Origin of the sequence: Aquabacterium sp. (genome assembly GCF_030652515.1) — a bacterium.
Classification (GTDB): Bacteria; Pseudomonadota; Gammaproteobacteria; order Burkholderiales; family Burkholderiaceae_C; genus Aquabacterium.
Window position 1 is genome coordinate 1 of record NZ_JAUSAR010000166.1, and the last position, 4,957, is coordinate 4,957.

The following is a 4,957-nucleotide window of genomic DNA, read 5'->3' on the forward strand; positions in this document are numbered from 1 at the left end:
TGGTGGTGATCTTCATCATCACGGCGCCGCTCCTGGCCAGCTCGATCAGGCTGGACCTGCCCAACACCGAAGCCGCCACCCCTGGCGACGCGCCCAAATTCGTCACGGTCGTTCTGGACAAGGCCGGCCAGGTCTTCTTCAACGACCAGCCCGTCACGTTGCCGCAACTGGCCGAGCGGCTGGCCCAGTCGGCCAAACAGAACCCGCAGACCGAGGTGCAGTTGAGGGCCGATGAGGCCGTTCCTTACGGCCGGGTTGTCGAGGTGATGGGTGCGGCACAGAAAGCCGGCCTCAATCGCATTGGCTTCGTCGCCGATCCGCAGGCGAAACCATAGACGCAGCACACGCAGTGACAAGCGTGCGGCCACATCCCCGGCCCTACAATTTGGGGATGCAAGAAAAGTACAACCACCAGGGCGTCGAAAAAGATGCGCAGGCGCACTGGAACGGCCGCGATGCCTATCGCGTGACCGAGGACGCGGGCAAGAAGAAGTTCTACGCGTGTTCCATGCTGCCCTACCCCAGCGGCAAGCTGCACATGGGCCACGTGCGCAACTACACGATCAACGACATGCTCACGCGCCACCTGCGCATGAACGGCCACAACGTGCTGATGCCCATGGGTTGGGACGCCTTCGGCCTGCCCGCTGAGAACGCCGCCTTCAAGAACAAGGTGCCACCCGCGCAGTGGACCTACGACAACATCGCTTACATGAAGAAGCAGATGAAGGCGATGGGCCTGGCGATCGACTGGTCGCGCGAGATCGCCACCTGCCAGCCTTCTTATTACAAATGGAACCAGTGGCTGTTCCTGAAGATGCTGGAAGCGGGCATCTGCGAGCGCCGCACACAAACCGTGAACTGGGATCCGGTCGACCAGACCGTGCTGGCCAACGAACAAGTGATCGACGGCAAGGGCTGGCGTTCGGGCGCGCCGGTGGAGAAGCGCGAGATCCCTGGTTACTACCTGAACATCGTCAAATACGCCGACGAGCTGCTGAGCGCGGTGGCCAACCCCGAAGACAAGAACTACCTGGCCGGCTGGCCAGAGCGCGTGCGCGTGATGCAGGAGAACTGGATCGGCAAGAGTGAAGGCGTGCGCTTTGCGTTCAAGCACGACATCACGGGCGCTGATGGTTCGCTGATCAACGATGGCCAACTGTGGGTCTTCACCACGCGCGCCGACACCATCATGGGCGTGACCTTCTGCGCCGTGGCACCTGAGCATCCACTGGCCACGCACGCAGCAAGCACGAACCCCAAGCTGCAAGCCTTCATCGAAGAATGCAAGACGGGCGGCACCACCGAAGCCGAGCTGGCCACGCAAGAGAAGAAGGGCCAAGCCACCGGCCTGTTCGTGCAGCACCCCTTGACGGGCGAGCAGGTCGAAGTGTGGGTCGGCAACTACGTGCTGATGTCCTATGGCGACGGCGCCGTGATGGGCGTGCCCGCGCACGACGAGCGCGACTTCGAGTTCGCCAAGAAGTACGACATCGCGATCAAGCAGGTGATTCAAGCCGAGGGCGAAACCTTCAGCCTGGACGCCTGGGCCGATTGGTACGGCGACAAGCAACGCGCCACCTGCGTCAACAGCGGCGTCCTTGACGGGTTGAGCCACAAAGAGGCCGTGAGCAAGGTCGCCGAACTGCTGTCCGCCCAAGGCATCGGCGAGAAGAAAACCACCTGGCGCCTGCGCGACTGGGGCATCAGCCGCCAGCGTTATTGGGGCACGCCCATCCCCATCATCCACTGCGGTGATTGCGGCCCCGTGCCTGTGCCCGAGAAAGACCTGCCCGTGGTACTGCCCGAAGACGTGGTGCCCGATGGCAGCGGCAACCCGCTCAAACTGCGCCCCGACTTCCTGAACGTGGGCTGCCCCAAGTGCTGCAAACCGGCCCAGCGCGAAACCGACACCATGGACACCTTCGTGGACTCGTCCTGGTACTTCCTGCGCTACACGGCCCCGGACAACGCGACCCAGATGGTGGACGAGCGCACCGAGTACTGGATGGGCGCGGCCAACGCCCCCGGCGACCGCGGCATGGACCAGTACATCGGCGGCATCGAACACGCCATCCTGCACCTGCTGTACGCGCGCTTCTGGACCAAGGTGATGCGCGACCTGGGCCTGACCAAGGTGGACGAGCCCTTCAAGAAGCTGCTGACGCAAGGCATGGTGCTCAACCACATCTACTCGCGCAAGACCGCGCAAGGCGGCGTGGAGTACTTCTGGCCGCACGAGGTCGAGAACATCATGGACGCCAGCGGCAAGGTCGTCACCGGCGCCAAGCTCAAGAGCGATGGCTCGCTGGTGGACTATGGCGGCATCGGCACCATGTCCAAGTCCAAGAACAACGGCGTGGACCCTCAGGAGCTGATCGAGCAATACGGCGCCGACACGGCCCGCCTGTTCGTCATGTTCGCCTCGCCGCCCGAGCAAACTTTGGAGTGGAACGACTCCGGCGTGGAAGGCGCGCACCGCTTCATCAAGCGCGTGTGGAACTTCGTGTCGCGCAACGCTGAGCTGATCAAGCCCGGCTTCGCCGTGGACCGCACGCAGCCTGTGGCTTTCTCCGATGAGGCCAAGACGCTGCGCCGCGAGATCCACCACATCCTGCGCCAGGCCAACTACGACTACGAGCGCATGCAGTACAACACCGTGGTGTCGGCGCTCATGAAGATGCTGAACACGCTGGAAGCCGCCAAGCTGCCCGCCACGCCTGAGAACAGCGCCGCCCTGGCCGAGTGCGTCAGCATCCTGCTGCGCCTGCTGTCGCCCGTGTGCCCACACATCAGCCACGTGCTGTGGACCGACCTGGGCTACGCCGAATGCTGTGGCGAGCTGCTGGACGTGGCCTGGCCTGGCGTCGACGAAGCCGCCCTGGTGCAAGACGAGATCGAACTGATGCTGCAGGTCAACGGCAAGCTGCGCGGCTCGATCAAGGTGCCTGCCTCGGCCGACAAAGCCGCCATCGAAGACGCCGCCCTGGCCAGCGAAGACGTGGCCAAGTTCAGCGAAGGCAAGCCGCCCAAGAAGATCATCGTGGTGCCTGGCCGCCTGGTCAACGTGGTGGTGTAAGGTGCAGCGCATGAACCGCCGCACCTTCACCCTGTCCCTGTTGACCTTGGCCACCAGCGCCGTCGTGGGCCTGAGCGGCTGCGGCTTCGAGTTGCGCCGCGCGCCCAATCTGGCGTTCAAGAGCGTGCAGTTGAGCGGCTTTGCCGCCAACTCGCCGCTGGCCAGCGAACTGGCCAAGGCGCTGGAAGATGCCGGCGTGTCGGTGGTCGAAAGCACGGCCGCGGCCGCCGCGCAGCAGAACGTGCCGGCCAACATCGCCGCGTCCAGCCCCCGAATCCTCAGCTCGCACGTCGTGCTGGAGGCCCTGTCCGACACGCGCGAACAGGCCGTCGCCTCCATCACCGCCTTCAGCCAGGTGCGCGACCTGTCGCTGCGCACCCGCTTCAGGTTCCAGCTCACCCGCGCGGACGGCAGCCAGTTGCTCGCCCCGATCGAGCTGCTGCTGACCAACGACCTGCCCTACAACGAAAAGGACGCCCTGGCCAAGATCGACGAATCGGCCGCCATGCACCGCGCCATGCAGACCGACATCGTCCAGCAGGTCATGCGCCGCCTGGCCGTGGTCCGGCCCGAGCAACTGGCCCCCTGAGCCCGGCATGCAACTGCGCCTGGAACAACTGGCCGCCCACTTGAGCAAGGTCGGGCCCAGCGGCATCAAACCCATCTACACGGTCTACGGTGACGAGCCCCTGCTCGCCCAGGAAGCGCTGGACACCATCCGCGCCGCTGGCCGCGTGGCGGGCTACACCGAGCGGCAGGTGCACACGGTCACGGGCGCGTATTTCGACTGGTCCAGCCTGCTGGGCGCGGGCAGCGCCATGTCCCTGTTCGGCGACAAGCAGTTGATGGAGATCCGCATCCCGTCCGGCAAGCCGGGCAAGGACGGCTCCGTGGCGCTGCAAAGCTATTGCGAGCGCCACGCCAACGACGACAGCGTGCTCACCGTCATCACCCTGCCCAGGCTGGACAAAACGCAAACCACCAGCGCCTGGTTCACCGCGCTCGACAACGCGGGCGTGACCCTGCGCTGCGATCCCATCGAGCGCCAGGCCCTGCCCCTGTGGATTGCCCAACGCCTGTCCGCCCAAGGCCAGCAGGTCGAGCCCGGCGAGGCTGGCCAACGCGCCTTGGCTTTCTTTGCCGACCGCGTGGAGGGCAACCTGCTGGCGGCCCACCAGGAAATCGCCAAGCTGGGCCTGCTCCATTCGCCCGGGGTCATCACCATCGATCAGATCGAAGAGGCCGTGGTCGATGTGGCCCGCTTCAACGTCTTCAAACTGAGCGACGCGGTGCTGTCGGGCCAGGTGCAGCGCACCCTGCGGATGATCGATGGGCTGCACGCCGAAGGCGAAGCCGCCGTGCTGGTGCACTGGGCGCTGTCTGAAGAGATCATGGCCCTGCACCGCAGCCGGGCGGCGCTGGACGCCGGCAAGCCACTGCCCATGGTGCTGCGTGAGCAGCGCGTCTGGGGCCCGCGCGAGCGCCTGTTCGAACGCGTGCTGCCGCGCCTGAAAAGCCCCAACCTGGCCCGCCTGGTGACTGCCGCCAGCACGGTCGATGGCATCGTCAAAGGCCTGCGCCACCCCCAGTGGCCCGAAGACCCGTGGGAAGCCCTGCGCCGCCTGGCCCTGATGCTGTGCCGCCAGATGGCCCCGCAGACCTGACCGTGGTGCAGCGCACCATCGCCTGAACAGGCCGTGGTTGCGCTGGAAAATCCGCACGCTGCCCCTGCGGCCTGCTTGTTATATTGCGGAACGACCCGCATTAAAAGAAAGGCCTCCCTTGAGCGACGGCGCCCTGGTTCCATTGAACCGATCCGAGCATTTGTACTGGGCTGGCGAGGGCTACCTGGGGCCGATCAACATGCCCTTCATGCTG

Annotated in this window: 4 protein-coding genes; all 4 read left to right on the forward strand. The window is 65.2% G+C overall.

The features are described from left to right. Positions 1–335: biopolymer transporter ExbD (locus Q7V20_RS18880; RefSeq protein ID WP_304794852.1), on the forward strand; the 335-nt coding region annotated here is incomplete at its 5' end. A gap of 56 nt (positions 336–391) precedes the next feature. After that, positions 392–3,079, forward strand: coding sequence for a leucine--tRNA ligase (gene leuS, locus Q7V20_RS18885; RefSeq protein ID WP_304794853.1), 2,688 nt, complete (start codon positions 392–394; stop codon positions 3,077–3,079). A 10-nt stretch (positions 3,080–3,089) separates the two neighbouring features. Continuing rightward, on the forward strand, positions 3,090–3,668 hold the full coding sequence (lptE, locus tag Q7V20_RS18890; protein WP_304794855.1) for an LPS assembly lipoprotein LptE: 579 nt from the start codon (positions 3,090–3,092) through the stop codon (positions 3,666–3,668). Positions 3,669–3,675: 7 nt separating this feature from the next. Then, on the forward strand, positions 3,676–4,743 hold the full coding sequence (gene holA, locus Q7V20_RS18895; protein ID WP_304794857.1) for a DNA polymerase III subunit delta: 1,068 nt from the start codon (positions 3,676–3,678) through the stop codon (positions 4,741–4,743). The last annotated feature ends 214 nt before the right edge of the window (positions 4,744–4,957 follow it).

Excerpts from the sequence above, each read along its gene's own strand:
- leuS (WP_304794853.1), top strand. The coding sequence starts at position 392 with ATGCAAGAAAAGTACAACCACCAGGGCGTCGAAAAAGATGCGCAGGCG.
- lptE (WP_304794855.1), top strand. The coding sequence starts at position 3,090 with ATGAACCGCCGCACCTTCACCCTGTCCCTGTTGACCTTGGCCACCAGC.
- holA (WP_304794857.1), top strand. The coding sequence starts at position 3,676 with ATGCAACTGCGCCTGGAACAACTGGCCGCCCACTTGAGCAAGGTCGGG.